Below are 22,332 nucleotides of genomic sequence, written 5' to 3'. Positions count from 1 at the left end.
CCAGAAAGCCCTTTCTCGTTGCGACGGGAAAGGGCTTTTCACATTAGGAGGCTCAGCACATTTCAGAGGACGGATTGCTTCGCGCTGCTCGCAATGACACATTCTCCACATTCCAACACATTTCTCACATCTAAAACACCAGTTTCTGCTCCTCGTTTCCTTCCCGGAACAGGGCGCTTTGCTTTTTGCCGCCGGCATCGAGGTTCACGATGTTCATCTGGTCGGCGAAGGTGGCTACGAGCAGCTTGTGGCGCAGCACGAGGGTATTGGTGGGTTTGGGCAGCTTCACCGACAGGTAGAGCCAATGCGCTTCGTGGTCTTTCTCGAAGCCGATGAGCTGCAGCGGCAGCGTTTCGCCGGGCTTGGTGCCAAAGGCCAGAGACTTGCGCAGCATTTCGGTGGTGAGCTGGGTTACCTGAGTTTTGGGCGTTTGCTCGAAGCTGATGGGGCGGGGCTGGCCAACAGAAAGAGCTTTTTCAAAATCGTCGGTGAAAACTTTCAGCGCTATTTCCAGCTGTTGCTTGGGCGCGTTGTAGCGCACCTCCATAATGCTGGCGTGGTAGGCGTGGGCCACGGCGGCGAGGCTAAGCAGGCAGCCGGCCAGAATAAAGAATAATCGACGCATAGCGCGAGAACAGGCGAAATGAAAAAGCTCCTGCCTTAAGTAAGACAGGAGCTTTTTCGTTCAGTAGGCTGCTTAGAACAGCAGCTTGAAGAAGTCGTTGAAGATAACGAAGACCATCAAACCCAGAATCATGACCATACCCACTTTCTGGGCGTTTTCGAGGAACGAGTCGGAGGGCTTGCGGCCGGCTACCATCTCGTAGAGCAGGAACAGCACGTGGCCGCCGTCGAGGGCCGGAATGGGCAGCAGGTTCATAAAGGCCAGCACCATCGAGAGCATACCGGTCAGGGTCCAGAACCGCATCCAGTCCCACACGCCGCCGTACTGCTGGGCAATGGCCATGGGCCCACCCAGCGACTTGCGGGCCGAAGCCTCGCCCCGGAAAATCTTACCAAATGCTTTCATCTGGGTCGTTACCACGCCGAATGCCTTTTTGGTACCGGCCGGAATAGCCTGACCTAAGCTGTAGGTGCGGGTAGCTTCCTTCAGCAATGACTTGGGCATAAAGCCGATGTGGCCTTCCTCGTCGACGGCAATCTGCAGGGTGGTGGGCTGATTGTTGCGCACCACCTGCACCGGTACGGTTTTGCCGGCATTGGCTTTCAGGGCTTCCTGCAGCTCGGGGAAGAACTGGGTGGGCTTGCCGGCCACGGAAAGAATCCGGTCGTTGGTTTGCAAACCGCCTTTGGCCGCGCCGCTGCCCGCCACCACCTGGTCTACTACAAATGGGTTCAGGGGCAGCACAAACGGCGTCTGGTCCTTATCAGACAGCCGGTCCATGAAATTCTTGGGAATTGGAATGTCCAGGATCTGCCCGTTGCGGTCTACGGTGTAGTAGCTGTTGGTGCCCAGCATCACGTCGGTGCTGTACACTTCGTCGAACTCGGTGAAGGGCCGGCCGTTGATCTTGACGATTTTGTCGCCGGTGCGGAAGCCCATTTCCTCACCCAGCTTGTTGGGCACCACGCCGTAGCGGGCCTCGGAAGCGGGCAGGTATTTCTCGCCGTAGTTGAAGGTCAGAACCGAGAAGATGACGATGCCGGTAATGACGTTCATGATGATGCCGCCCAGCATCACAATGAGGCGCTGCCAGGCCGGCTTCGAGCGAAACTCGTTGGGCTGGGGCTCGGAAGCCAATTGGTCGGCGTCGGTGGTTTCGTCGATCATGCCGTGAATGGCCACGTAGCCACCTAGCGGAAACCAGCCCAGGCCGTACTCCGTCTCCCCAATTTTTTTCTTGAACAGAGCGAAGTTCATCACGCCCGGCATCGGAAACAGGAAGTCGAAGAAGATGTAGAACTTATCGACGCGGATCTTGAAGTACTTGGCGGCGGCGAAGTGCCCGAACTCGTGCAAACCCACCAGAATAGAAAGGCCCAGCAACATCTGGCCGGCCATGATTAATACTTCCAAAGCGAAACTTGGTATTGGGTAGAAAGGGAAATTATAGGGTCCGTCATACTGAGCTTGCCGAAGCATGACGTTCTTACGCCAGACAACACTTACAGGCGGCCAACCAGTTCGTGCGCCACGCGGCGCGTTTCCTGGTCGGTCTGCACGTAGTCGTCCAGCGACGGTTCGGCAAGGTACGAAACCTTCGTGAGGCAGCTTTCCACTAAGGTCGGCATTTCGAGAAACCCGATTTCGTCGCGCAGAAAGGCCGCCACGGCTATTTCGTTGGCCGCGTTGAGCACGCACGGCGCGTTGCCGCCCTGGCGCATGGCCTCAAACGCCAGCGGCAGATTGCGGAAGGTAGCACGGTCAGGCTGCTCGAAGGTAAGCTGCGGATAATCGAGGAAGGAAAAGCGCGGGAAGCTGGACGGCAGCCGCTCGGGAAAGCCCAGTGCGTACTGAATCGGCAGCTTCATATCGGGCAGTCCCAGCTGGGCTTTCAACGAGCCATCCTGAAACTGCACCAGCGAATGGATGATGCTTTGCGGGTGCACCACTACGTCGATCTGGTCGTCGTTGAGTCCGAACAGCCATTTGGCCTCAATTACCTCCAGGCCCTTGTTCATCAGGGAAGCCGAATCGATGGTGATTTTGGCGCCCATATCCCAGTTGGGGTGCTTTAGGGCCTGGGCTTTGGTAACGGTAGCCAGTTGCTCGGCCGTGCGGCCCCGGAATGGACCGCCGGAAGCGGTGAGGATGATTTTCTCAATCGGGTTGCGCTCCTCTCCTACCAGGCACTGGAAAATGGCCGAATGTTCGGAGTCGACGGGGTACAGGCCCACGCCGTACTCTTTCACGAGGCGGGTAATGAGCTGGCCGGCTACCACCAGGGTTTCCTTGTTGGCCAGGGCAATGTCCTTGCCGGCCCGGATGGCGGCCACCGTAGGCAGCAGGCCCGAGTAGCCGACCATGGCCGTCAGCACGATATCGGTATCGGGGCGGCCGGCAATTTCGGTGAGGGCGGCGCTACCGGCCAGCACGTCCGTGTTCTGCCCAGCCAGAGCCGTTTTTACCAGCTCGTATTTTTGCTCGTCGCCGATGACAACGACGGCGGGATGAAACTCGCGGGCCTGCTGAATCAGCAGCTCGGCGTTGGCGTGGGCCGACAGCGCCGCTACCTGAAAGCGGCCGGGGTGGGCCCGGATAACGTCGAGGGCCTGGGTACCGATGGAGCCGGTAGAGCCCAGCAGGGTAACGCGTTTGGGGAGAGAAGACATGGAGAGGTACAGCTACGGGGCGCGGTGGGGCGGCCTTAGACAAAAGTAAGCCGAACTTTCAGTTTGCAGCGGCGGACGGCGGCTTTGGGCGGCGCAACAGCGTACTTTTGCCCACGTATCCTTACCTCATTATGGAAAACCCAACTCCCGCCGCTACTCCTTCCGCCTTCGACAAAGCCCGCAACGGGCTTTGGGCCAGCCTGCAGAAGCACCTTGAAACCGTATACGCGGCCGAAAAGGACTTTCGCGCCGCCACGGCCTTCACCACCTCTTTCCCGTTTTCGGCCGCCCAGGTAGAGCCCGAAATCCTGGCTGACTACCAGCAGCAGCGCCTGTACTTGCGCGACCTGTTCATCGACGAAACCAACCAGCTTGACAGTCTGGTAAAGGCCGTACGCACCAAAAGCTACCAGGAAGACGAGAAGAAACTGCTGCTGCTGATGATTCTGGGCTATATCGACATTGCCGATTCCATCTTTAGCCTGCTCGATACGCACCGGCCCAGCAAGCTGGAGAAAGATGAGGAGCTGGAAGAAACTACCGCCAAATTCGGCCGCGTGAAGAGCTTTGTGCGGCTCAACATAAAGGGCATTTCGGGCTTGCTGCCGAAGCTGTAGGCAAGCTACTTGTGATACTATGCCACGCCACTTAAAGCTTACGCTCGGCCAGACGTATATTTTTATCGATTCGCTGTACGTCAGTGACTTCACCGAAGCTTCCGCATCCACACTGGCAAGTCGGGATTTAACTGCCTTAAGGAGGATAATTTTTCCCGACACCAGTATTCCGTACGCACTCTTCACGGCTGATACGGAAGACTTTGATGTGGCCCGAATCCACTATTTCGACAGCGCCGAAAACACAACAGACAATCTGCAGCAGTTCTGCTCCGATACCGGGCTTATCCTGGTAGTCGATACAGCCGTTTTCTTCGAGGTTGCGGCTAAATTTAGCTACGATGATTTGGTAGAAAGTCTGGAGCACCAACCCGCGTGGTTTGTCCGCATCAACAGATGGGAAACTCTGGTAGCTGACTATGCAGGTCACCTATGGTACTTCAATACTTCTGAAGTTGATGAGGATCTGGCGGGCGGCGGCGAGTTCCGAATAGCTTAGCCCAGTAGCAAGAAACTATTAACTGGCTACAAAAAAGCCCCGTGGCAGCCATTTTGCCCGCCATATCCGCCACAGCACCTCGGCCGGCACCTGCCCCATTTCCAGCTGTGTAGCCAGCATTGCCACGGCCTCCTGCACGGTGCGACCCTGCTGTAGCTGCTGCAAAAACTGAAACTGCAGCGGCTGCAGCTCGAACATTACCAACTGGAAATTCACGCGGGTAATGGCCAAAAAGTTGAGTTGAGCCGGCGGCAGCGGCGGGTTTTCGCCCCGGTACACGGCCTGGTAGTAGCCATTCACGGGGTAGCGGAAGCGGAGCAGCTCGCAGCCCGGAGCCAGCCGCAGCGCCGCGTCGGCCACCGCTGACCAATCCACTGCCGGTTGTTGTTCACTGCCGGGCGCGTCGAAAACTACGAAGGCGGCGCGCTCCAGCCGGGCCAGGTCAATCATGAAGTCGGGCCAGGCTTCGCGCTCTTCCGGCGGGGCGTCAAGGTCGGGGCGGGTTTCGGCCAGAAACTGCGCGAAACGTGCCCCCAGCTCGCCCAGGGTATAAGTTTCAGATGGATATACGGCCAGGTATTCGCGGGCAAAATCCTCGAACAGCTCCTCGCCCAGCGCCTGTTTCAGCACCCGAAACTGCCCGGCCATGCACTCCAGCAGCCGGGCAAAGTAGCCGCGCTGGTACACTGCCAGCCGCTGCCCGCCGCTCATGCGGCTCGAAGGCGCAATGAGCTGCTCGATATCGGCGGGCTGCAGCGGCAGCACCGCCTGGGCCGCCGCGCCGCGCATGGCCGCGCCCAGCCCGGCCGAATCTGTCAGCACCGTTTGCATCCAGTGCTGCACCTGCGCCAGGGTAAACGCCGACTCAGCCACGCGAAGAAGCAATTATCGGCTCTTCAGTCATGATACCGGGCGTCAGAAAGCTCAGCGGATTGGATACCACGCCCGTTTCGGCCTCCACCACCGGCCGCGCGGTCAGCGCCGGCGGCAGCTCGTTCATAAACTGCCGGGCCTTGAGCAGCTCGGCGTGATACTCAGGGAAGGGCGGAATCTGGCTGTCCCACTCCAATAGCGTAGCCACGCCGCCGGTGCGCTGCCAGGCCCGCTGAAACAAAGCCCACACCGGCGACAAAACTTCCCGGTCGTGGGTGTCGATGATGTGGGTGCCGCAGTGCTGGTGCCCGGCCAGGTGCATCTGCACGATACGGTCGGCGGGCAGCGCGTCGATGTAGGCCAGCGGGTCGAGGTCGTTGTTGAAGCAGGTCACATACACGTTGTTCACGTCGAGCAGCAGGCCGCAGCCGGTTTCCTCGGCCAGCCGCGCCAAAAACTCCGGCTCCGAAATGGTGGAGTGGGCGAAGCTGAGGTAGGTGCTGGGATTTTCCAGAATGAGGGGCCGTTCCAGAAACTCCTGAATCACGCGCACCCGGCCCACGATGTGTGCCAGCGTTTCCTCGGTCAGGGGCACGGGCAGCAAATCGTGGGTGTTCAGGCCCATAGCCCCAGTCCAGCACAGATGGTCGCTCACCCAGGCCGACCGAATGGCCCGGGCCAGCTGTTTGAGCCGGCTCAGATAATCGAAGTTCAGCGCATCGGTACTGCCCACCGACAACGACACGCCATGCATCACTAGCGGGTAGCGCTCGGCCAGCTGGTCGAGTACGTAGCGGGGCCGCCCGCCGGAGTCGATGAAGTTTTCGGAAATGATTTCAAACCAGTCTACCGCCGGCCATTGCTCTAGAATGTAGTTGAAGTGCGCGTGCCGCAAACCCAGCCCGAGGCCGAGCTTGGGCAGCTTTTGCACCTGCTGCTGGTAGTAAGTAGCGTCCATTCGAATACTCTGGTTAAGGGAATTACCGACCAATATAGACCGTCATGCTAAGCTTGCCGAAGCATGACAGGCTTTTGGGCAAGCTGTTCGACCCGGCGCTTGATATTATGGCGCCGAGTCGCGCCTAGCCTTCTTTCCGGCCGGCCCGGAACGACTGGCCTGGGGTGACGCCCTGGGGCTTGCCACCGTTCTGGAAGGTACCGGCCGGGTCGCCGCTGGAGCCGCAGCCGTCGAATGGGCCCTGCTCATTCAGCCACTTCGTGGATGGGCCCTTGGGGAAGGGAGCCGGCATGAACTCACGGTGTTCCTTGGTCAGGCGCTCCTCGAACAGCTGCCGGGCGCGCAACCACACGCTTTGCCCCTTGTTGCTACCCTGGGTGCTGAAGCGCTCCGCCTGAATCGGGGTGGCGCAGCTGCCTTTCCAGGCGCAGTCGTTCATGCCGGGCTTGTCCTGCTCCTCGGCACTGCCGAAGAGGCCGCAGCCGCCCTGCCCGCGGCAGTTGTTGAGCGAGTGGCAGATGTGCTCGGTGGTGGCGCAGGAGCCCGAGCCGGCGCAGCTGTTGGTCCCGAACCGGTCGTGGCCCTGGCAGGCGTTCAGGCCCATGCAGGCGTGCAGCTCCAACGGCACGAAGGGAGTAGGCGGGGCGCCGCAGCCATTCTCAGCGCCCGTTTTGCCGGCCTGGTTGGCGGGCGGGGTGGTATTAGGAGTATCCATTGGTAGCAAAGCAAAAAGCGGTGGAAGGGATTATGCGAAGCTGAGCACTCGCTCGGTCACGTTGGCCATATCGGGCAGCGTTTTCATGCGGGCCAGCACGTTCGGGTTGGGATTCACGCTGGCCGGCATGGCGTGGTAGAGCTCCAGCAGTTGGGCCTTGGGGCTGCTGTCGGAGCGGAACACATAGTTCTCAAACGTGGGCGCCGCCACGCCGCCACCGGGCAGCTTGGTGTAGGTCATCTGGTCGCAGAGGGTGCTCAGGATGAATATCATGCCCTTGTGCATCCCGAAATTGAAGATTTCCCTCTGCTTCGGCACGTCGTGCAGGTAGCAGGCCTCAGTCATCATAAACAGGTAGGTATACACCGCGTTGATCAGGTTCGACATCGTCTGCACGTCGGCGGGGTAGCTGGCGGTGGTCGGGTTGTCGGGCACCTGCTTCACGAAGTAGTCGAGCATGTAGGCATTCGGGGAGCCGTCTTTCTCGCCGATCATCTCGGCCAGCTCGTCGCGCAGCTCGCAATACTTCTTGTAGTGCGACTTTTCCGCGTCGTCATCCTCGTTTTCAGCCTGGGTGGGGTCTTCACCGGCCTGCTCGCCAGCTTCGGCGTGGGCGTGGCCTTTCCAGGGGCGGTTGGCAGTGGCCTGCGGTGCGGGCTCGTCTTCGTGTCCTTCGCCTTGTTCCACAATCAGGTCGATGGCGGCCAGGGCCGTTTTCACGTCCACGATGCGGATCAGGTCGCCGCCGCTGTGCGGGTTGCCGGGCTTCACATCGTTGTTGACGAATTTGGGCTTGTGGTCCTTGTCGTAGTAAAGCGTATTAACGTTGTTAGTGGCGTAATAGTCGCGGTTGGGCTCCAGCTGGGGGCAGTCGGCAAACTTGGTGAAGTCGACCGGGGTGACATTGCTGGTAATCTGCTTGCTGACCCAGCCGTAGAGGTCAGCCAGGGAGGTCCACTCCTGGGTGGGCTCCTCAGGCTCGGCCGTCAGTAGCTTCTTGGCGGGCTTGGCCGGCAACTCAATTTGCTTGAAGATGTCGAGCTGGGCCAGGCCGAAGCGGCGCAGCGGAATCGACAGACCGGGTACGTGCCCGCGCAGCTGGGCCGGGTACTTCGCCGGCGACTTGCCCACCAGCTTCGGCATACCCACCAGGGCGCGCTTCAGGTTACAGGCCAAGCCCATGTGCAGCATCTCCTCCACGGCCACACTCATAATGATGGCTCCGGCCTTATTGGCGTGCACCATCACCTGCACCGATACGTCCTGGGCTTTTTTAGCCGCCTCGGCCGGACTCAGACCCTCGCGCTCATACCGCTTGGTCAGCGAGACAATCATGTCCTGCTGATTCGGTACCCGGTTAATGGAATAGTAAGTGTATAGGTAAATCGGAATGGTGCTGAGCTCCACTTCAATGGCCTGCTGAATGGCGGCCTTGAGGTCATTGGGGACTAGTTGTAGAGGATTGGGCATGGCAGGAAAGAGTTAGTAGTGAGAGGTGGCAACGTGGTCATCTTCGATAGGCAGCAGCGGCCGGGGCTTGCGGGGCTGACCAAATACGGTATCGGAACTGGCGGCGCGCAGCAGCGCTGGCAGCGGTGGCAGGCCCGCCAGCTGGCGGATAGAGCTGATGCTGGGCAGCAGCAGGTAAGCCGAGCCGCGGGTAATAAGCAGCTCGGGCAGGCTGCGGAGCGTGGTTACCGGGCAGCTTCCCGGGGTGGCCGGCGGGATGATAAAGCTGGTATTGATAGGTATTCCATTCGGAAGAACCGTGCGGTTGCCAAGCAGGGCGTCCTGAGGATACGACCGGACCGGGGGCGTCGGAAACTTCGTGCTGAAATTGTTGACGTTCATCCAGGAGCTGATTTTCTCGAACTGAGCGGCCAAGTTGCCGCAGAAGAACAGCCCGATCAGGCCACGGTCTACGCCGTCGTCGGCGGAGCCGGGCGGCAGCGGCGCGCCATAGGGTACACCGCGCCGGATAATGCGCACCGGCGTTTTGCCTTCCGAGGACGCCATCTGCTGGTCGCGCGGGTTGGTGACGCGGGTATGGGCCGAAAACGGACACTTGCTGGTATTGCCCGCGTCGGCGGGGTTGGCCGGGGCCGGGGTATAGTAGAGGAAGTCCTCGGCGTCCTGGGTCAGCGGGCTGGGCGCGTCGGGGCTCAGCATCAGCGGGGAGCCGTTGCGCCAGCGGCCCACCAGCTTGGCGGCCGTCCACTCCATCTTATCTGCTCCCTGCGACTCGATGAGCGTGTTGAAGGCGGCCACGTCCTGGTACAGCAGCCGGAAGGCATTGTAGCAGCCGTCTTTGGCAAAGTCGGCGGCCTTACCGGGGCTGGTGGGCCCGGGACCGGGCTTGGCATATTGTGGGTAGCCGATCAGAAAGTTATTCAGGTCGCTATAGTCGAGCGGGCCGGGCGTGGCGTCGGTGCGCCAGTGCAGGGCGGGCTCGGAGATACCATCGCGGTAGCCGAAGTGAATCTCATCCACGGGCAGCGGGTACTGGTTCAGGCGACTTTTGTTGTCGCGGGCGGCAAACAGCTCCGTCACGCCGGCCGCGGTGGCCGCAGTAGCCACGTAGCCCACGGCCGCGGCCAGGTCGGCCTCGGTCAGGCCGTACACGTGCACGATGCAGTGCAGGTCTTCGGTCTTGAAGTTCTGATACCACCACTGGTCCGGAGCACTAGGGCCCACATCGGCCAGGGAGGCCTGCGACCCTTGGGAGTCGGGCCCCTGCTGGAAGGACGGCGGAAAGTCCTGAAGGTCGGGGACGCTCAGGGTGCCGGTCTGCAGCAGTCCCGTGGCCGTCAGGCCGAGGTTGAGGATGGTGGCGGGCTTGTTCGCCCCCCAGTCCTGCGCATCCTGAATACCCCGGTCGCAGAGGGCCTTGAAGAACGGGACCGTCTGGGCAGCCGCCCCGAAGTGGTAGAGCAGGTGGCTGGAATACGGGTGCGTGTAGCCGCGGACGATGAAGCCCTGAATATTGGCTTTACTGGGGATAGGGCTGGCAGTGGTCATGAAGGGCGGACGAAAAGGCTGGTCAAAAAAAGAATCAGCCTGACGGGCAGGCTGATTCCGGACTAATGGCAAACGCGGCGGGCAGCGGCCGAAACCGGCCCGGTCTCAGTTGCAACGGGCCGTTTACTCCCCCGCTTCCGGTGAGCCCACAATCATCTCGACGGTCAGCGCGTAGGCCTGGTAGAGGTCAGTGGCTTTCTTGTTGAGGTTATTTTTGTCGATGAAGTTCTCGAAGCCTGTCTGGTCGGTTACCGGCGGCTCAGGGGCATGGAGAGCAATGGCGGCAATACCCTGGAAAGCAGTCTTGGTGCCGTCGTTTTGCCAGAAGTAGTCGAGGTAAGGATTCATGGGGCCATCGAATACCGTATCGAGCAGGATGCCCAGGGTGCCGCTGCCGGAGGGGTTCGGAATCAGCGACAGGCGGGCGTAGTGCACGATGCCCGACGCGTCGAGGCCGGCTTTCACGTTCTGCACAAAGTTCTCCTGGGCATATGCAGCGGCGGCCTGTGAAAGTTGATCCTGCTTGATGGGGACGTAAAGGGTAAGTGGAGTAGCCATGAGGGGAAAAGTAGAGTAGAAAGGTTAGCGGGAAAAGCCCTTGACAAATCTGTCACTGAAAGTGGCCCGCCGCGTTAGTGCTGGCACTAGAAGTTTGAGTCCTAGTACCAGCACTAGGATTTTAGCAGCTTCGGTTAGCTCAGCGCCTTATCGACAAACACGCCTTGACGCAGGGCATACAGCACCAATCCGAGCGTGGTGCGGGTGCCGGTTTTCTGCAGCATCTGGCTACGATGGTATTCCACGGTACGCACACTGGTGGAGAGCAAGCCGGCAATTTCCTCGTTGCAGTACTCCTCGGCAATAAGCTGCAACACCTCCAGCTGCCGATTCGAAAGCTCGGTGCGCAGGCGGGCGGGCCGGGGCCGGCCTGCCAGTTGGCTTTGCAGCAACCGCAGGGTGGCCTCATTGTAGAAACGCCCCCGCTGCAGCACGCTGCTCACCATCTCACTTACTTCCGAAATGGAAGCGGAGCGCGCCAAAAGACCACTCACGTTGTGCCGCAGCAGACGCAGCAGGTCCGGCTCGGGTGTGGCTACGGGGTCGGTCAGCGCCACTACCGGCAAGTCGGGCTTGATTTCCCGCAGCGCCGTGAGCAGGCCTTCGGCCCGGGGCGGCGCGCCGGGCAGGTCGGCGGCAGTGAGTACCAGCGCGGGGCTGAGCTGCTGGGTGAGCAGCAACAATTCAGCCGTAGTGCCCGCCTGCAGCAGGCAGTAGCCGGCATGGGCCTGCGCCAACACCTGCACCAGCCCCTGCCGCAGCAGCGGAACCGCATCGGCCACCAGAATTACCCCGACCGGCGGTAAGGCCGCACAGGAGAGCAAAGTAGCCCCATTGAAAGTCGACGACGACATAACCACAGAGCCTAAGCGGGTCGGGAAGCGGCCAGGGCCAGCTTGTGCTGCTGCCGCGACTCGGTGGCGGCCGGCGCCCCAGCCAGGCGGGCCAGCTGCGGGGCCAGGTCGTGCTTGGGTATCACGACTTCCACCAAGCAGGGCACATCCGTATTAGCCATTATTTCGGGAAGCAGGCGCTGTAGCTCCTCCACGGTTTCGGCGCGGTAGCCGCGCACCCGGAACGCCTGGGCCAGGGCCCCGTAGTCCCAGGCCGGCAGCATGTCGAACTCGGCGAATTCCTGGCCGGGTTTAAAGGCGTTGATATCCACGAAGGCCTGCTCGATGGCGTAGCCTTGGTTGCTCATCACGAATACCACCGCGTTGGAACCCTGCCGGGCCAAGCTCGACAACTCCTGGCACACCATCATAAAGCCACCGTCGCCGGCCACTACGATGGGGCGCTTGCCACTGCCCAGGGCCACGCCCAGCGCGCAACCCGTTTCGTGGCCCAACGAGCCCCAGGCAGCCTGCGCCACGAAGCTGTTGCGCGGCAGCCCCATCAGGTTGCCAAACACATACAGGGAAGTACTTTCACCCAGCACCAGCACGGTGTCGTTGAGGAGCTGCCGAGCCTGCAAAAACCCGCTCAGCGCGCCATAGAACGTGTTGTAGGTAAGCGGACCGGTGAGCGGCGGCTGCGCGTCGGGCGTTACGACGGGCAGCTCGTAAACCCGGTTCGGGCCGGCGGCTTCGAAGCGGGCCAGCAGGCCGCGGAGAAAATCGGGGAGCGTAACGCAGGGGTAGTGCTGGTAGCCGATGCGGGTTTCCTCGTCCGTCACCTCAATCATGGTTCCGAACGGGGCTTTCATGATGTCGAGGTAGTCGTCGGTGATGATGGCACCCAGGGCAATGGGGCAGTCCGATTGGGCCATTACGGCGCGCGTCAGGGCCGGGGAAGCGGGGCCGGCGTAGGTGCCGATAAACTGCGGCTGGCTTTCGTCGAGCACTGTTTTGCCCACGCTGGTAGTCGTAAAGGGCATACCGCTCACATCCACCAGCTTCTGCAACGTGTCCTGGAGGCCGTAGCGCTGAATTTCCACGCCCGCCCACAGCACCGGCAGCTTGGCTTGCTGAATCCGGTTCCAAGCCATTTCCAAGGCCGCCGCCAGGGCCGCCGGGTCGCTGACGGGGGGCTGGGCCGCCAAGCTTCCAACCGGCTTGGCACACTCCTGGGCCCACACGTCGTTGAGCACTTCAATGTACACCGGGCGCTGGTGGGTGAGCATCAGCGTCAGGGCGCGGTCAATCTGGGCGGGGGCCACCGCGGCGTCGCGCACGATTTCGGAGGCTACCGTCACGCTCTGAAACACCAGCTGGTCGGCGCGCAGGTTGCCGGTGCTGTGGTGAAACAGGATGCCTTTTTCGCGCTCCAGCTTACGGTCGGAGGTTTTGGGACTGGCCGAAATGACCACCACCGGCACCCGCTCCACGTAGGAGCCGGCCGTGCAGTTGAGCAGGCTGAAGGTGCCCACGCCATACTGCACGCAGGCGGCCCCGATGCCCCGGAAACGGGCGTAGCCATCGGCGGCGTAGCCCGAGCCCAGCTCGTTGATGTTGGGCACCCGGATAATGCCGGGCGTTTGGTCGAGCACCGTGAGAAAAGGGCCGGCATAGTCGCCGGGCACGGCAAAGATATGTTCCAGCCCAAGCTGCTTGAGCCGGGCTAGGATGTAGTCGGAAACGGTCATAAGGAAGTTGAAAGAATAGCTGCGGTTGAATTTAGAATAGTGGTTTAGCTGGGCTGCACGGGCACAAGGCAACTAGGCGTAATCTTGGCCAGCGTGTCGGTAGCGTCTTCAAACGGGATGCAGGCCTGGGTATCCGCGCCGGTGGGCGTCGGGTTGGCCTCGGGCAGCAGTGGGTAGGCACTGGCATCGAGCCAGGCGGGTGGGTCGAGCCGAAAGTACTTCTGGAGCATGGCCTCGGCCGTATCGAGGGAGCCTTCCACCCAGCCCTGGTCGTAGGAATAGGCCTCACCCACGATGTGAATATCCTGGTCGGCCACGGGCTTCAGCATCTGGTGCATAATCTGGTCGAGGCGGTAGTTAGCTTTCCACTCGTGCCAGCCGCCGCCGTAGGGGTCTTCGTTCCAGCTGTGATACACGGCCGAATACGGCATCGGAATTTCGGGCAGGGCGTGTACTTCGGCCACCTGCCGGTTGGCGGCCTGCACCATCTCGTCGGTGGCCCGGAACTCCATGTCCGGTATTACGTCCGTCACGCCGGGCTCTATGCAGGCGGGAATGTAGCCGGGGTACTCCTTGCCTTTTTCCAGTCCTTTCCAGAAGGGCACGGTGCTGATGTCGTTGTAGCTGGCCATCATCAGCGAGTTCATATAGGGCAGGCCGTGGGGCTGCTCGGCCTCGGTGCCGAAATAGAATACCTGCCGCACCGGCAAATCGGTGACGGAGCGGCCGGCCACCAGCCCCAGGGCGCGCCACCAGGGCCGCTCGTAAGCCAGAAACAGCTTGAAGGCACTCTGAATGAGCACTGAGCCCATGTTCTTCTTCAGCTCGGGGTCTTCGAAGAAGCTGCTCTTGATGAGTTCCAGGGAGCGGCGAGGCAAACCCAGAATTACCTTTTTGGCCCGCACCGTGATGCGCTCCGCCGCGGCTTTTACCACCGTGCACTGCTTCTGGTCGGTTTCGGTGGGCTCGAAGTACAGCGTGTAGGGGTACTCGCCGGTACCGATGATGATTTCGGCCAGCCGGTGGTTCATATGAATGCGCTGGCCTTTGGGGATGGCGCCGGCAAACTTATCGTTGAACTCCTTGGCCAGCGTGATGGGCAGCTGGTCGTAACCGTCGCGCAGGGTCAGAAACTCGGTTTTGTCGCTGTATTCGGTGGCGGGCAGCTGGGTCACGGCGTTGGCATTGGCCACGTTGGCGTCGTAGCCGCCGGCATCCTTCATAAACTGGTAGCCCTCACTGCTGAGCGTGCGGGCCATTAGGTTCCAGAAGCCGTATTTCCACATGGGCTTACCGAAGGCGTTGAGCTGCATCAGCTGGCTCAGGCTCAGGCCGCTCATGCCAGGGTAGATGCCGTTCATTACCTGCACCTGCAAGTTGGTGGGGCCTAGCCCCTGCTCGGCCCACGAGAGGTTGTAGGGCACCTTGGCCGGGTCGGTGAGCTCGTGCAGGCGCAGGTGCTTGCCACGTAGATAATACAGGTTGCAGTTGGCTCCCACCGGCGCGGGCGCACCCATCGGAAAGTTTTGGGTGGGCAAGCCCAAGTGGTCAATCAGGTTGGCTACCGTCACGTGCGAGTCGGGAATGTAGCGCATACCGCCCACTTCGGCCTTCACGTGGGGCATCCCGGGAATGGTAACCGAATACAGCCGCCCCCCGATGCGGTTGCTGTACTCAAACAAGGCGACGCGGGCTTTGCCAGCCTTTTCCTGCTGCAAGCGCCAGGCACAGTACGCCCCCGACACTCCCCCACCGATAACGGCAACATCAAGATTCATTGGATTTGGAATAGTTGGTGAATGGTATTGAAAAACCCGGGGCGGGCGCAGCGGCCCAACCGGTAAATAAAGGCAGATAAAGCGGCGGGCAGCAGCAGTGGTGGCAGCTAGCAGATAGCCGTCCCGCACGGGGATAACAGGGTCGCAAACCAGCCTTGAGCCGCTTTGCGGAATAAGAAAATAGTCGCTGTAAGGATGCCCGGTGCCCGAGCCAACGGCATTCGGAGGCACAGAAATACCTGTTGCTATTCGCCGACACTGGAAGCCAGGAAAAGGCATGCGCTTATCTGGCCGGCCGTCGAAACGGCCGGCACAAATACTACTTGCAATACAGGTGTGAGTGGAAAGGGCGGAGTGGCGAAACCGGCAGGCTGGTCGCGCTAACAATACTAAGCGCTTTTTCGAAGAAATTATAGCACTGAACTAAAAATAAGCTGAGCAATATCTATTAACGATACTGTTCAGCTTACCAGATATTCAAGTAAGTCCATATGTAACCCACGCATTACCGCAACAGCAGGCCAACGGCTGAGCCACGGAGTCAGGCTGCGCACTGGCTTGCAGCTGCTTCGGGCTACAGCACCTCCTCCACCCTTACTTTCTTCCCGTTAAACACGGCTTCCTCGCCGGCGCGCTTGCCGCTCAGCGCCGCCGCCACCGGGGCCGCCGCCGATACGGCAAAGTAATCAACACCCGCCACCGGGAACTTGCCGGCGCTGATGCTGATGAAAAACCAGCCCATGCTGGTGCGTACCAGCGCTCCGGGCCGCACCGTGTCGCAGGCGCGGTCGGGGTCGATGCGCTGCAGCTCACCCTGGAGCTGCCGGCCCTGCTGAAGCTGCACTAGGTTTCGGTCACGCTCATTCTGGGCCATGGCGCGGCCGGTTTCGTACTTGTCGCCGGCGCTGCTCTTGGTTTCGCTGTTGGCCGACTCCTGAGCGGCCTGAATAGCGGCCTGAATGGCGTCGAGGCGGTCCTGAGCGTATTGCTCGCAGAGGGCGTAGAGGCTTGCTTTTAGCTCGTTTGGGCTTCCCATATTCTTTCTGAAACAGTTCGGACATCCCAGCCCGCCAACAGGCGACCTAGTTGAGTAAGAGAAGCTGGTTCGGAGAGGATTGAAAACTCGATCCGACACTCTCGTGGCTCCTCTGCATTATTATCAATAATAACTTTCAAGGCTGTATGTCCTCCGGCATCGTAGCAATATGCTTTGAGGCACATGAAGTCGTAGCCTTTTGTATTGACGCCCCCTTCAAATACGGCACTATCAGCAGGATTACGCGGAAAGTTAAGCAGTTGCTTTCCAAACTGGCTCCACGTATCAGGCTGTCCATAGAAATGCATATGCGCTTCAATAGTGCCGTAGGCAACCGTCACATCAAATGTGCAGTCCCAATCATCGTCCATACTGACAGCAAAGACGATTCGGCTTGGCTGCTTTTCAAAGTTAAACATTACGTCGAATGGTTAACGTAACAACCCCTCCGCAATACCCCTATCGTTGCTCAGCCTGGGTACCTTGTTCTGCCCGCCGAGCTTGCCCAGGCTTTTCATATAGCGCTGAAACGCGCCGGCCGGTAGCGCCGTGAGCTGCAATGGGGCCAGGATGTTGCCGGTCAGCAGATCGTCGTAGTACACGTTGCGGCGGCGCAGGCCCGCGTCGAGGGCGGCGGCAAATGCGGCAGGCTCGTGAGGCGGGCGGGCAAACTCGATGAGCCACTCGTGCCGGCTTGGCTGCTGTGGGTCGGAGCTTACGCGCGGGGCCACGGTGAATTCCACCACTTCCACTTCCGGAAACCGGCTCATGGCCTCGCGCAGAGTTTGCTCCACTTCCTCACCGATGACATGCTCGCCGAAAGCCGACAGAAAGTGCTTAATGCGCCCCGACACCACCACGCGGTATGGCGCTTTGCTTACGAAGCGCACTGTGTCGCCGAGGCTGTAGCCCCAGAGGCCGGCGTTGGAGTTGAGTACCAGCGCATACTGCTGGTCCAGCTCCACTTCCCCGATGGTCAGGCGGGGCGGGTTGGGCTCGAAAAACCGCTCGGCGGGGATGAACTCGTAGAAAATACCCGCGTCGAGGAGCAGCAGCAGGCCGGGGTTGCCGGGCTCGTCCTGAAACGCCAGAAATCCCTCGGAAGCCGGAAACAGTTCGATGCTGTCCACGGGCCGGCCGATGGTTTCAAACAGTTTGGCCCGGTAGGGCTCGAAGTTGACGCCGCCATACACAAACAGGTCGAACTGCGGGAATATATCCTTCACGGGCCGGCCGGTCAGCTGCGTCAGCTTGTCGAAGTACATCTGCACCCAGGGTGGAATGCCCGAAATCAGGGTCATGTTTTCGGGCAGCGTCTCTTCCACGATGTGGTCGAGCTTGGTTTCCCAGTCCTCGATGACGTTGGTGCGGTAAGTGGGCAGTTGGTTGCGGCGCAGGTAGGCCGGCACGTGGTGATTTACGATGCCCGAGAGCCGGCCGGTATGAATGCCATGCACGGTTTCCAGCGCCGGGGAGCCCGACAAAAACATCAGCTTGCCGTCCAGAAAGCGGCTTTTGCCGGTGCGCTGGATGTAGTGAAACAGGGCATCCCGGGCCCCGTTGATGTGGTTGGGAATACTGTCTTTGGTGAGCGGAATATACTTGGCGCCGGAAGTCGTACCGGAAGTTTTGGCCAGGTATTCGGGCTTGCCGGGCCAGAGCACGTCGGCCTCCCCGGCCTTCACCCGCTCGAAATACGGGGCCAGGGCCTCGTAGTCGCGCACGGGCACCAGGCGGGCCAGGTCGGCGGGCGTCCGGATGCCGGCAAAGTCATGGTCGCGCCCGAAAGCCGTGTTCTTGGCTTTGTCGATCAACTGCCGGAACACGCGCTGCTGGGTAGCTATGGGGTCTTGCTGCCACTGCTGGTAGCGGTGGGTGATATAGGCGGCCAGCGGGCGGCTCAGCGCAGATTTCAGACCCATGCGGGGAGATGGTGAAGTTGGTAAAATGGTAAGTTGTCGTTCGGCAGGCGTACTATCTAGCGGTAGTGCTCTTCGGGGAAGCGGGCCGAATCGGCGGGCTCCACGTGCTGCCAAGGGCCCCAAAGCGGCGTAATTTTTACGACCCGGTACTGGGTGGGGTTGGTAGGAAACGTGTCGCGGTACTGCTGCACGATACGTACGGGCGGGTCGGCCGACTCATACTGCACCTTTTCATCTTCCCAAACCGCGCTGTCCTCAAATACGAGCAAAAAGCCACAGCTCAGCCAGCATGGTATTGTTACCAGAACCAGCAAAATACCAGCCCAGAAGCGCCAGGCGTCACTGATTCGGGCGCTAAGCTGCAGCCAAACGGCCACGGGCCACAGGGCAAACAGAACGTTCTTGATTAAGTCAAAAACGCGCAGTAGCGCGTAACTGGTCGTTTCAAACTTCCAACCGTCTACCAACCAATCTACCGCAAACAGCACCAGACCCAGCCAGCCCAGCCCGATGAGGAGCAGCCTAAAGCGGGCTGAAGCAGTAGGTTGGGTTGAAGTAGACGGGTTCATGGCGGCGGGAAAGTAGGCAAGATGGAACACAAAGCGGAATTGCACCAACTCCGCCGCCCGGAATCAGTATATTCAGCTACACAACCTCAACTACACCAACAGCACTATGATCAATCAGCGCGGAAATGCCGTTTGGACCGGCGACATCAAAGGCAGCGGCGAAATCACGACCCAGAGCGGCACGGTAAAAGCCCCGTACTCGGTGGGAGCCCGGTTTGCCGGCGAGAAAGGCACCAACCCCGAGGAACTCATCGGCGCGGCCCACGCGGGCTGCTACACCATGTTCCTCACCGGGCAGCTCACCAAAGCCGGGGCCCAGGTCAAGCAGATCCGGACCGAGTCGAAAGTGACGCTCGACACCACCGGCGAGATTCCCAAAGTGGTTAAAATCACGCTGACTACCGAAGGCGAAGTGGAAGGCATCACGCAGGAAGAATTCCAGAAGCAGGCCGAAAACGCCAAGCTGCACTGTCCCATTTCGGCTTTGCTGAGCGCCGTGCCCGAAATGGAACTGGCCTCGGCGACGCTGAAATAGATTGTTGATTGTTGGGAGTTGATTGTTATTTGTGCAACTACCAACCATCAACTTCTCCCAATCAACCCGTAATGGAAAACCGGCCGCGCCCGTCGCGTTGCCGGTTTTTCGTTTACTTTGTGGTCAGACTTCTACTTTCTATGCCCCGCGCTACCAAAACCACCCGCATCCGGCTGCGGCCCGCCGACACCTCCAAGGTCCCGTTCTGGGGCCAGCTGCTCATCGGTGGCCTCTGGATTGCCTACACCCTGTTCCTGATTATTTCCGACCAGGGCATGCAGGACTACCACTTCCTGCACTACGTGTTCTTGGTGTTCAGCCTCGTGTATCTGGGCTACGTGCTGGTGCACAATGCGCCGGTATTTGGCACGCAGAGCTACCTGGAGTTTACGCCCGGCTACATCGTGCACAAAGGCGGTTTGTTTCGCCCCAAGCAGGTTTTTGCCGCCGAAAACATCGAGGCCATCGACCTGGCGCCCATGCAGCTGCGCATCCGGTTGCGCTCCAACGACCTCTACACCCTGAACCTACGCGAAGTGAAAGGCCCCAAGCGCCGGGAGAATTTCCGCGCTGAAATCCGCCAGTTTGCGGCCCAATACAACATCACGCTCCGCGAAACGGCCCCGGCCCCGCGGGTATAACGGCAAAATCCGTTTTTAAACAGGAAGGTCCTGCTGAGCGTGGCTCGGCAGGACCTTCCTGTTTATGGGCAATGCAATAGTAGGGCTTACTTCTTCACGAACTTCTTGCGCAGGTCCACAATCGTGTTGCGGAAGTTTTTGTCGCTGTCAATCAGGTCGGAAACGGTTTGGACGGAGTGGATGACGGTACTATGGTCGCGGCCGCCGAAGTGGAAGCCAATGCTCTTGAGCGAGTGGCTGGTGTGCTCCTTGGCGAAGTACATGGCCACCTGCCGCGCCGTCACGACTTCCTTTTTGCGGGTTTTGGCTTTCAGCAAATCCAGGGAAATACTGAAATACTCGGCCACGGTTTTCTGGATGAAATCCAGGTTTACCTCGGCCTCCACTTCCTCAATGATGTGGCGCAGGGCCTGCTTGGCCATTTCCAGGTCGATTTCCCGGCGGTTGAGGCTTGACTGGGCCACCAGCGAAATCAGCACGCCTTCCAGCTCCCGCACGTTGGTATTCACCGAGTGGGCCAGGTATTCCACCACCTGGGGCGGAATGTCGATGCCATCCTGCTCCATCTTGTTCTGGATGATGGCCATACGCGTCTCGAAGTCGGGGCTCTGCAAATCGGCCGTCAGCCCCCACTTGAAGCGCGACAACAGCCGGTCTTCCAGCCCGTTCAGGTCGCGCGGGGGCCTATCGGAGGTCATCACGATTTGCTTGCCGGCCTGGTGCAGGTGGTTGAAGATGTGAAAGAACATCTCCTGGGTTTTATCCTTGCCCGAAAGGAACTGCACGTCGTCGAGAATCAGGATGTCGACGAGCAGGTAGAAATTGGCGAAATCCTGCACCCCATTGTTGCGCAGGCTCTCGATAAACTGGTTGGTAAACTTCTCGGCCGACACATACAGCACAAACTTATCGGGCGAAGTGGCCTTGATGTGGTTGCCGATAGCCTGCACCAAATGGGTTTTGCCCAGGCCCACGCCGCCGTATATCATTAGCGGGTTGAAGCTGGTGGTGCCGGGCTTATTGGCTACGGCGAGGCCGGCCGAGCGGGCCAGGCGGTTACAGTCGCCTTCCACGTAGTTCTCAAACGAGTACGTGCCGTTCAGCTGCGACTTCACGTAGTTTCGGTCGATGGCCTTGGTGGCTTCGAAGGGGTTGCGCAGGGTGTTGCTGGTATCGGGGGCAGCGGCAGCGGCGGCCACGTTGCGGGCCGAGCCGGTGAGGGCGCTGGCGGCAATGGCGGCGGCCGGCGTGGCGGCCTGGGTAGGCGCAGCAGCCTTGCGCGAAGTCGGAATGTTGACGGTGCGCGGCTTATTCTGGCTGTTGCCCTGGTCTACCACGATGGAGTATTCCAGCCGCCCCTCTGGCCCCAGCTCCTGGTAGATACCTTTCTTTAATACATCGACATAGTGCTCCTCCAGCCATTCATAAAAGAACTGGCTGGGCACTTGGATGATCAGGACGTTATTGTGGAGCTGCACCGGCACGATTGGCTCAAACCAGGTGCGGAAGCTTTGCTCACCAATATTAGCCTTGATGACGCGAAGACAGTTGGCCCATACAGTTCGGCAATCCTTCAGCATCAATTAGTTATGACAAAAGCAACAAGTGCTTACGGGGCGGACAATAGGGTAGCAAACGGGTTTTTATTGACCCGTTTTTTCTAGGGGGAGACAAAAATGTGGAAAAGTCAGGATACAAAAAAACGCTGTTTTCCTTGCTTTTCTCACGCCGTCGTTACAGGCACTACGGCCGAGCTGGCCACGGCCAGCCGCTTGGTGCCATGCTCGAAGCTGTAGTCGAGGCGGCCCAGGTTGATGCCCGACCAGCCCACCTGGTTGACGAGCGTGCGGTGGCCGTTGGGGCCCTCAATAACGTCGGGCTTTTCCAGGAAGGTGTGGGTGTGCCCGCCCAGTATCAGGTCGATGCCGGGCACCTGCGCAGCCAGCTTATGGTCGTCAATTTTGGCGCTTTGGTACTTATAGCCCAGGTGGGAGAGGCAGATTACCATGTCGCACCGCTCGGGGCCGCGCAGCTGCGCTACCATCGCCTGGGCCGTAGCCACGGGGTCGAGGTACTTGGTACCCCCGATGTTGCGGTCGGCAATTAGGCCGCTCATTTCAATGCCGATACCGAACACGCCAATGCGCAGCCCGCCTTTCTCGAACACCTTATAAGGCTTGAACTGGCCCGCCAGAATGGTCTGGGAGAAGTCGTAGTTGGCAATCAGAAAGGGGAAGCCGGCGTTGGGCAGTTGCTTTTTCAGGCCTTCCAAGCCGTTGTCGAAGTCGTGGTTGCCCAGGGTGCTGGCGTCGTAGGCCATCTGGGTCATGAGCTTGTATTCGAGCTCCCCGTTGAAGAAGTTGAAATACGGCGTGCCCTGCCAGATGTCGCCCGAGTCGAGCAGCAGCACGTTGGGCTCCTGCTGCCGGATCTGCGCAATCAGGCTGGCCCGGCGCGCCATGCCGCCCATGCCGGCCCACTGCGCGCTACCCTCCGGAAACGGCTCGATGCGCGAGTGCATATCGTTGGTGTGCAGAATGGTGAGGCGCACGTTTTTAGTATCGCGGCCTACCGCAGGCAGGCTCAGCCCCAGCAAGCTCAGGCTGGCGGCACCCACGGACGTATGCTTGAGAAACTCGCGACGATTCATCTTATGAATGTGAGGAATGTGGAAATGTGTTGAATGGGAGAAATGAGCTCAAGCGTTAATGTGGAGAATGGGAGAAATATGGAAA

General features: G+C 60.0%; 22 protein-coding genes. 4 read left to right on the top strand and 18 right to left on the bottom strand.

Annotated elements, in window-relative coordinates:
* Nucleotides 1-130 precede the first annotated feature (130 nt).
* The 3 genes from LGH74_RS05825 to LGH74_RS05815 all read right to left on the bottom strand — a co-directional run bounded on the left by LGH74_RS05825 (nt 131) and on the right by LGH74_RS05815 (nt 3,294).
* Nucleotides 131-625 (bottom strand): DUF6702 family protein, encoded by a 495-nt coding sequence (locus tag LGH74_RS05825; RefSeq protein ID WP_226173293.1) that lies wholly within the window; start codon nt 623-625, stop codon nt 131-133.
* Between the two features lie 72 nt (nt 626-697).
* On the bottom strand, nt 698-2,038 hold the full coding sequence (gene rseP, locus LGH74_RS05820; protein WP_226173291.1) for an RIP metalloprotease RseP: 1,341 nt from the start codon (nt 2,036-2,038) through the stop codon (nt 698-700).
* A gap of 89 nt (nt 2,039-2,127) precedes the next feature.
* Nucleotides 2,128-3,294, bottom strand: coding sequence for a 1-deoxy-D-xylulose-5-phosphate reductoisomerase (locus LGH74_RS05815; protein WP_226173289.1), 1,167 nt, complete (start codon nt 3,292-3,294; stop codon nt 2,128-2,130).
* 131 nt (nt 3,295-3,425) lie between these two features.
* Here LGH74_RS05815 and LGH74_RS05810 point away from each other — a divergent pair, with 131 nt between their 5' ends.
* Complete coding sequence (locus LGH74_RS05810; protein WP_226173288.1) at nt 3,426-3,911, top strand: hypothetical protein; 486 nt, start codon at nt 3,426-3,428, stop codon at nt 3,909-3,911.
* Nucleotides 3,912-3,930: 19 nt separating this feature from the next.
* A complete protein-coding gene (locus tag LGH74_RS05805; RefSeq protein ID WP_226173286.1) occupies nt 3,931-4,410 on the top strand; it encodes a hypothetical protein in 480 nt (159 codons plus the stop codon).
* Nucleotides 4,411-4,428: 18 nt separating this feature from the next.
* Here LGH74_RS05805 and LGH74_RS05800 read toward each other — a convergent pair whose 3' ends face one another.
* The 13 genes from LGH74_RS05800 to LGH74_RS05740 all read right to left on the bottom strand — a co-directional run bounded on the left by LGH74_RS05800 (nt 4,429) and on the right by LGH74_RS05740 (nt 18,421).
* On the bottom strand, nt 4,429-5,283 hold the full coding sequence (locus LGH74_RS05800) for an HvfC/BufC family peptide modification chaperone (protein ID WP_226173284.1): 855 nt from the start codon (nt 5,281-5,283) through the stop codon (nt 4,429-4,431).
* Complete coding sequence (gene bufB, locus LGH74_RS05795) at nt 5,276-6,241, bottom strand: MNIO family bufferin maturase (RefSeq protein WP_226173283.1); 966 nt, start codon at nt 6,239-6,241, stop codon at nt 5,276-5,278. The genes LGH74_RS05800 and bufB overlap by 8 nt, the downstream gene beginning before the upstream one ends.
* 124 nt (nt 6,242-6,365) lie before the next feature.
* Entirely contained in the window at nt 6,366-6,956 is a 591-nt protein-coding gene (locus tag LGH74_RS05790) for a hypothetical protein (protein ID WP_226173281.1), read from the bottom strand.
* Nucleotides 6,957-6,986: 30 nt separating this feature from the next.
* A complete protein-coding gene (locus LGH74_RS05785; protein WP_226173279.1) occupies nt 6,987-8,426 on the bottom strand; it encodes a ferritin-like domain-containing protein in 1,440 nt (479 codons plus the stop codon).
* 12 nt (nt 8,427-8,438) lie between these two features.
* Nucleotides 8,439-9,974, bottom strand: coding sequence for a Dyp-type peroxidase (locus LGH74_RS05780; protein WP_226173278.1), 1,536 nt, complete (start codon nt 9,972-9,974; stop codon nt 8,439-8,441).
* A 123-nt stretch (nt 9,975-10,097) separates the two neighbouring features.
* Entirely contained in the window at nt 10,098-10,532 is a 435-nt protein-coding gene (locus LGH74_RS05775; RefSeq protein WP_226173277.1) for a hypothetical protein, read from the bottom strand.
* 134 nt (nt 10,533-10,666) lie between these two features.
* On the bottom strand, nt 10,667-11,386 hold the full coding sequence (locus LGH74_RS05770; RefSeq protein ID WP_226173276.1) for a response regulator transcription factor: 720 nt from the start codon (nt 11,384-11,386) through the stop codon (nt 10,667-10,669).
* Nucleotides 11,387-11,397: 11 nt separating this feature from the next.
* A complete protein-coding gene (locus LGH74_RS05765) occupies nt 11,398-13,116 on the bottom strand; it encodes an alpha-keto acid decarboxylase family protein (RefSeq protein ID WP_226173275.1) in 1,719 nt (572 codons plus the stop codon).
* A gap of 44 nt (nt 13,117-13,160) precedes the next feature.
* The gene (locus LGH74_RS05760; protein WP_226173274.1) at nt 13,161-14,894 is read right to left on the bottom strand and encodes a flavin monoamine oxidase family protein; all 1,734 of its coding nucleotides are present in this window, start codon (nt 14,892-14,894) and stop codon (nt 13,161-13,163) included.
* 574 nt (nt 14,895-15,468) lie between these two features.
* Entirely contained in the window at nt 15,469-15,930 is a 462-nt protein-coding gene (locus LGH74_RS05755) for a 3-oxoacyl-ACP synthase (RefSeq protein ID WP_226173273.1), read from the bottom strand.
* Nucleotides 15,909-16,349 carry a hypothetical protein gene (locus tag LGH74_RS05750; protein ID WP_226173272.1) on the bottom strand — a complete coding sequence of 147 codons (441 nt, stop codon included), beginning with the start codon at nt 16,347-16,349 and terminating at the stop codon, nt 15,909-15,911. The genes LGH74_RS05755 and LGH74_RS05750 overlap by 22 nt, the downstream gene beginning before the upstream one ends.
* Before the next feature lie 12 nt (nt 16,350-16,361).
* Nucleotides 16,362-17,852, bottom strand: a complete 1,491-nt coding sequence (locus LGH74_RS05745) for a GH3 family acyl-acid amido synthetase (RefSeq protein WP_226173270.1) — start codon at nt 17,850-17,852, stop codon at nt 16,362-16,364.
* 56 nt (nt 17,853-17,908) lie between these two features.
* Nucleotides 17,909-18,421: a hypothetical protein gene (locus LGH74_RS05740; protein ID WP_226173268.1), complete on the bottom strand. Its 513-nt coding sequence runs from the start codon at nt 18,419-18,421 to the stop codon at nt 17,909-17,911.
* A gap of 106 nt (nt 18,422-18,527) precedes the next feature.
* Here LGH74_RS05740 and LGH74_RS05735 point away from each other — a divergent pair, with 106 nt between their 5' ends.
* Both LGH74_RS05735 and LGH74_RS05730 read left to right on the top strand, forming a co-directional pair.
* On the top strand, nt 18,528-18,956 hold the full coding sequence (locus LGH74_RS05735) for an OsmC family peroxiredoxin (protein ID WP_226173266.1): 429 nt from the start codon (nt 18,528-18,530) through the stop codon (nt 18,954-18,956).
* A gap of 140 nt (nt 18,957-19,096) precedes the next feature.
* The gene (locus LGH74_RS05730) at nt 19,097-19,597 is read left to right on the top strand and encodes a hypothetical protein (RefSeq protein ID WP_226173265.1); all 501 of its coding nucleotides are present in this window, start codon (nt 19,097-19,099) and stop codon (nt 19,595-19,597) included.
* Between the two features lie 86 nt (nt 19,598-19,683).
* Here LGH74_RS05730 and dnaA read toward each other — a convergent pair whose 3' ends face one another.
* Both dnaA and LGH74_RS05720 read right to left on the bottom strand, forming a co-directional pair.
* Nucleotides 19,684-21,177 (bottom strand): chromosomal replication initiator protein DnaA, encoded by a 1,494-nt coding sequence (gene dnaA / locus LGH74_RS05725; protein WP_226173264.1) that lies wholly within the window; start codon nt 21,175-21,177, stop codon nt 19,684-19,686.
* Nucleotides 21,178-21,320: 143 nt separating this feature from the next.
* Entirely contained in the window at nt 21,321-22,247 is a 927-nt protein-coding gene (locus LGH74_RS05720; protein ID WP_226173262.1) for a bifunctional metallophosphatase/5'-nucleotidase, read from the bottom strand.
* Nucleotides 22,248-22,332 lie beyond the last annotated feature (85 nt).

Origin of the sequence: Hymenobacter lucidus, assembly GCF_020447265.1 — a bacterium.
In the GTDB taxonomy this organism is placed as follows: Bacteria; Bacteroidota; Bacteroidia; order Cytophagales; family Hymenobacteraceae; genus Hymenobacter; species Hymenobacter lucidus.
This window is presented reverse-complemented; position numbering and strand designations above follow the sequence as displayed.

Bases quoted from the DNA above. Each gene is read 5' to 3' on its own strand.
- dnaA (WP_226173264.1), bottom strand. From the start codon at position 21,177: ATGCTGAAGGATTGCCGAACTGTATGGGCCAACTGTCTTCGCGTCATC.
- LGH74_RS05825 (WP_226173293.1), bottom strand. From the start codon at position 625: ATGCGTCGATTATTCTTTATTCTGGCCGGCTGCCTGCTTAGCCTCGCC.
- LGH74_RS05750 (WP_226173272.1), bottom strand. From the start codon at position 16,349: ATGTTTAACTTTGAAAAGCAGCCAAGCCGAATCGTCTTTGCTGTCAGT.
- LGH74_RS05740 (WP_226173268.1), bottom strand. From the start codon at position 18,421: ATGAACCCGTCTACTTCAACCCAACCTACTGCTTCAGCCCGCTTTAGG.
- LGH74_RS05765 (WP_226173275.1), bottom strand. From the start codon at position 13,116: ATGACCGTTTCCGACTACATCCTAGCCCGGCTCAAGCAGCTTGGGCTG.
- LGH74_RS05815 (WP_226173289.1), bottom strand. From the start codon at position 3,294: ATGTCTTCTCTCCCCAAACGCGTTACCCTGCTGGGCTCTACCGGCTCC.
- LGH74_RS05775 (WP_226173277.1), bottom strand. From the start codon at position 10,532: ATGGCTACTCCACTTACCCTTTACGTCCCCATCAAGCAGGATCAACTT.
- bufB (WP_226173283.1), bottom strand. From the start codon at position 6,241: ATGGACGCTACTTACTACCAGCAGCAGGTGCAAAAGCTGCCCAAGCTC.
- LGH74_RS05780 (WP_226173278.1), bottom strand. From the start codon at position 9,974: ATGACCACTGCCAGCCCTATCCCCAGTAAAGCCAATATTCAGGGCTTC.
- LGH74_RS05805 (WP_226173286.1), top strand. From the start codon at position 3,931: ATGCCACGCCACTTAAAGCTTACGCTCGGCCAGACGTATATTTTTATC.
- LGH74_RS05755 (WP_226173273.1), bottom strand. From the start codon at position 15,930: ATGGGAAGCCCAAACGAGCTAAAAGCAAGCCTCTACGCCCTCTGCGAG.
- LGH74_RS05735 (WP_226173266.1), top strand. From the start codon at position 18,528: ATGATCAATCAGCGCGGAAATGCCGTTTGGACCGGCGACATCAAAGGC.
- LGH74_RS05745 (WP_226173270.1), bottom strand. From the start codon at position 17,852: ATGGGTCTGAAATCTGCGCTGAGCCGCCCGCTGGCCGCCTATATCACC.
- LGH74_RS05720 (WP_226173262.1), bottom strand. From the start codon at position 22,247: ATGAATCGTCGCGAGTTTCTCAAGCATACGTCCGTGGGTGCCGCCAGC.
- LGH74_RS05790 (WP_226173281.1), bottom strand. From the start codon at position 6,956: ATGGATACTCCTAATACCACCCCGCCCGCCAACCAGGCCGGCAAAACG.
- LGH74_RS05810 (WP_226173288.1), top strand. From the start codon at position 3,426: ATGGAAAACCCAACTCCCGCCGCTACTCCTTCCGCCTTCGACAAAGCC.
- LGH74_RS05785 (WP_226173279.1), bottom strand. From the start codon at position 8,426: ATGCCCAATCCTCTACAACTAGTCCCCAATGACCTCAAGGCCGCCATT.
- LGH74_RS05730 (WP_226173265.1), top strand. From the start codon at position 19,097: ATGCCCCGCGCTACCAAAACCACCCGCATCCGGCTGCGGCCCGCCGAC.
- LGH74_RS05760 (WP_226173274.1), bottom strand. From the start codon at position 14,894: ATGAATCTTGATGTTGCCGTTATCGGTGGGGGAGTGTCGGGGGCGTAC.
- LGH74_RS05770 (WP_226173276.1), bottom strand. From the start codon at position 11,386: ATGTCGTCGTCGACTTTCAATGGGGCTACTTTGCTCTCCTGTGCGGCC.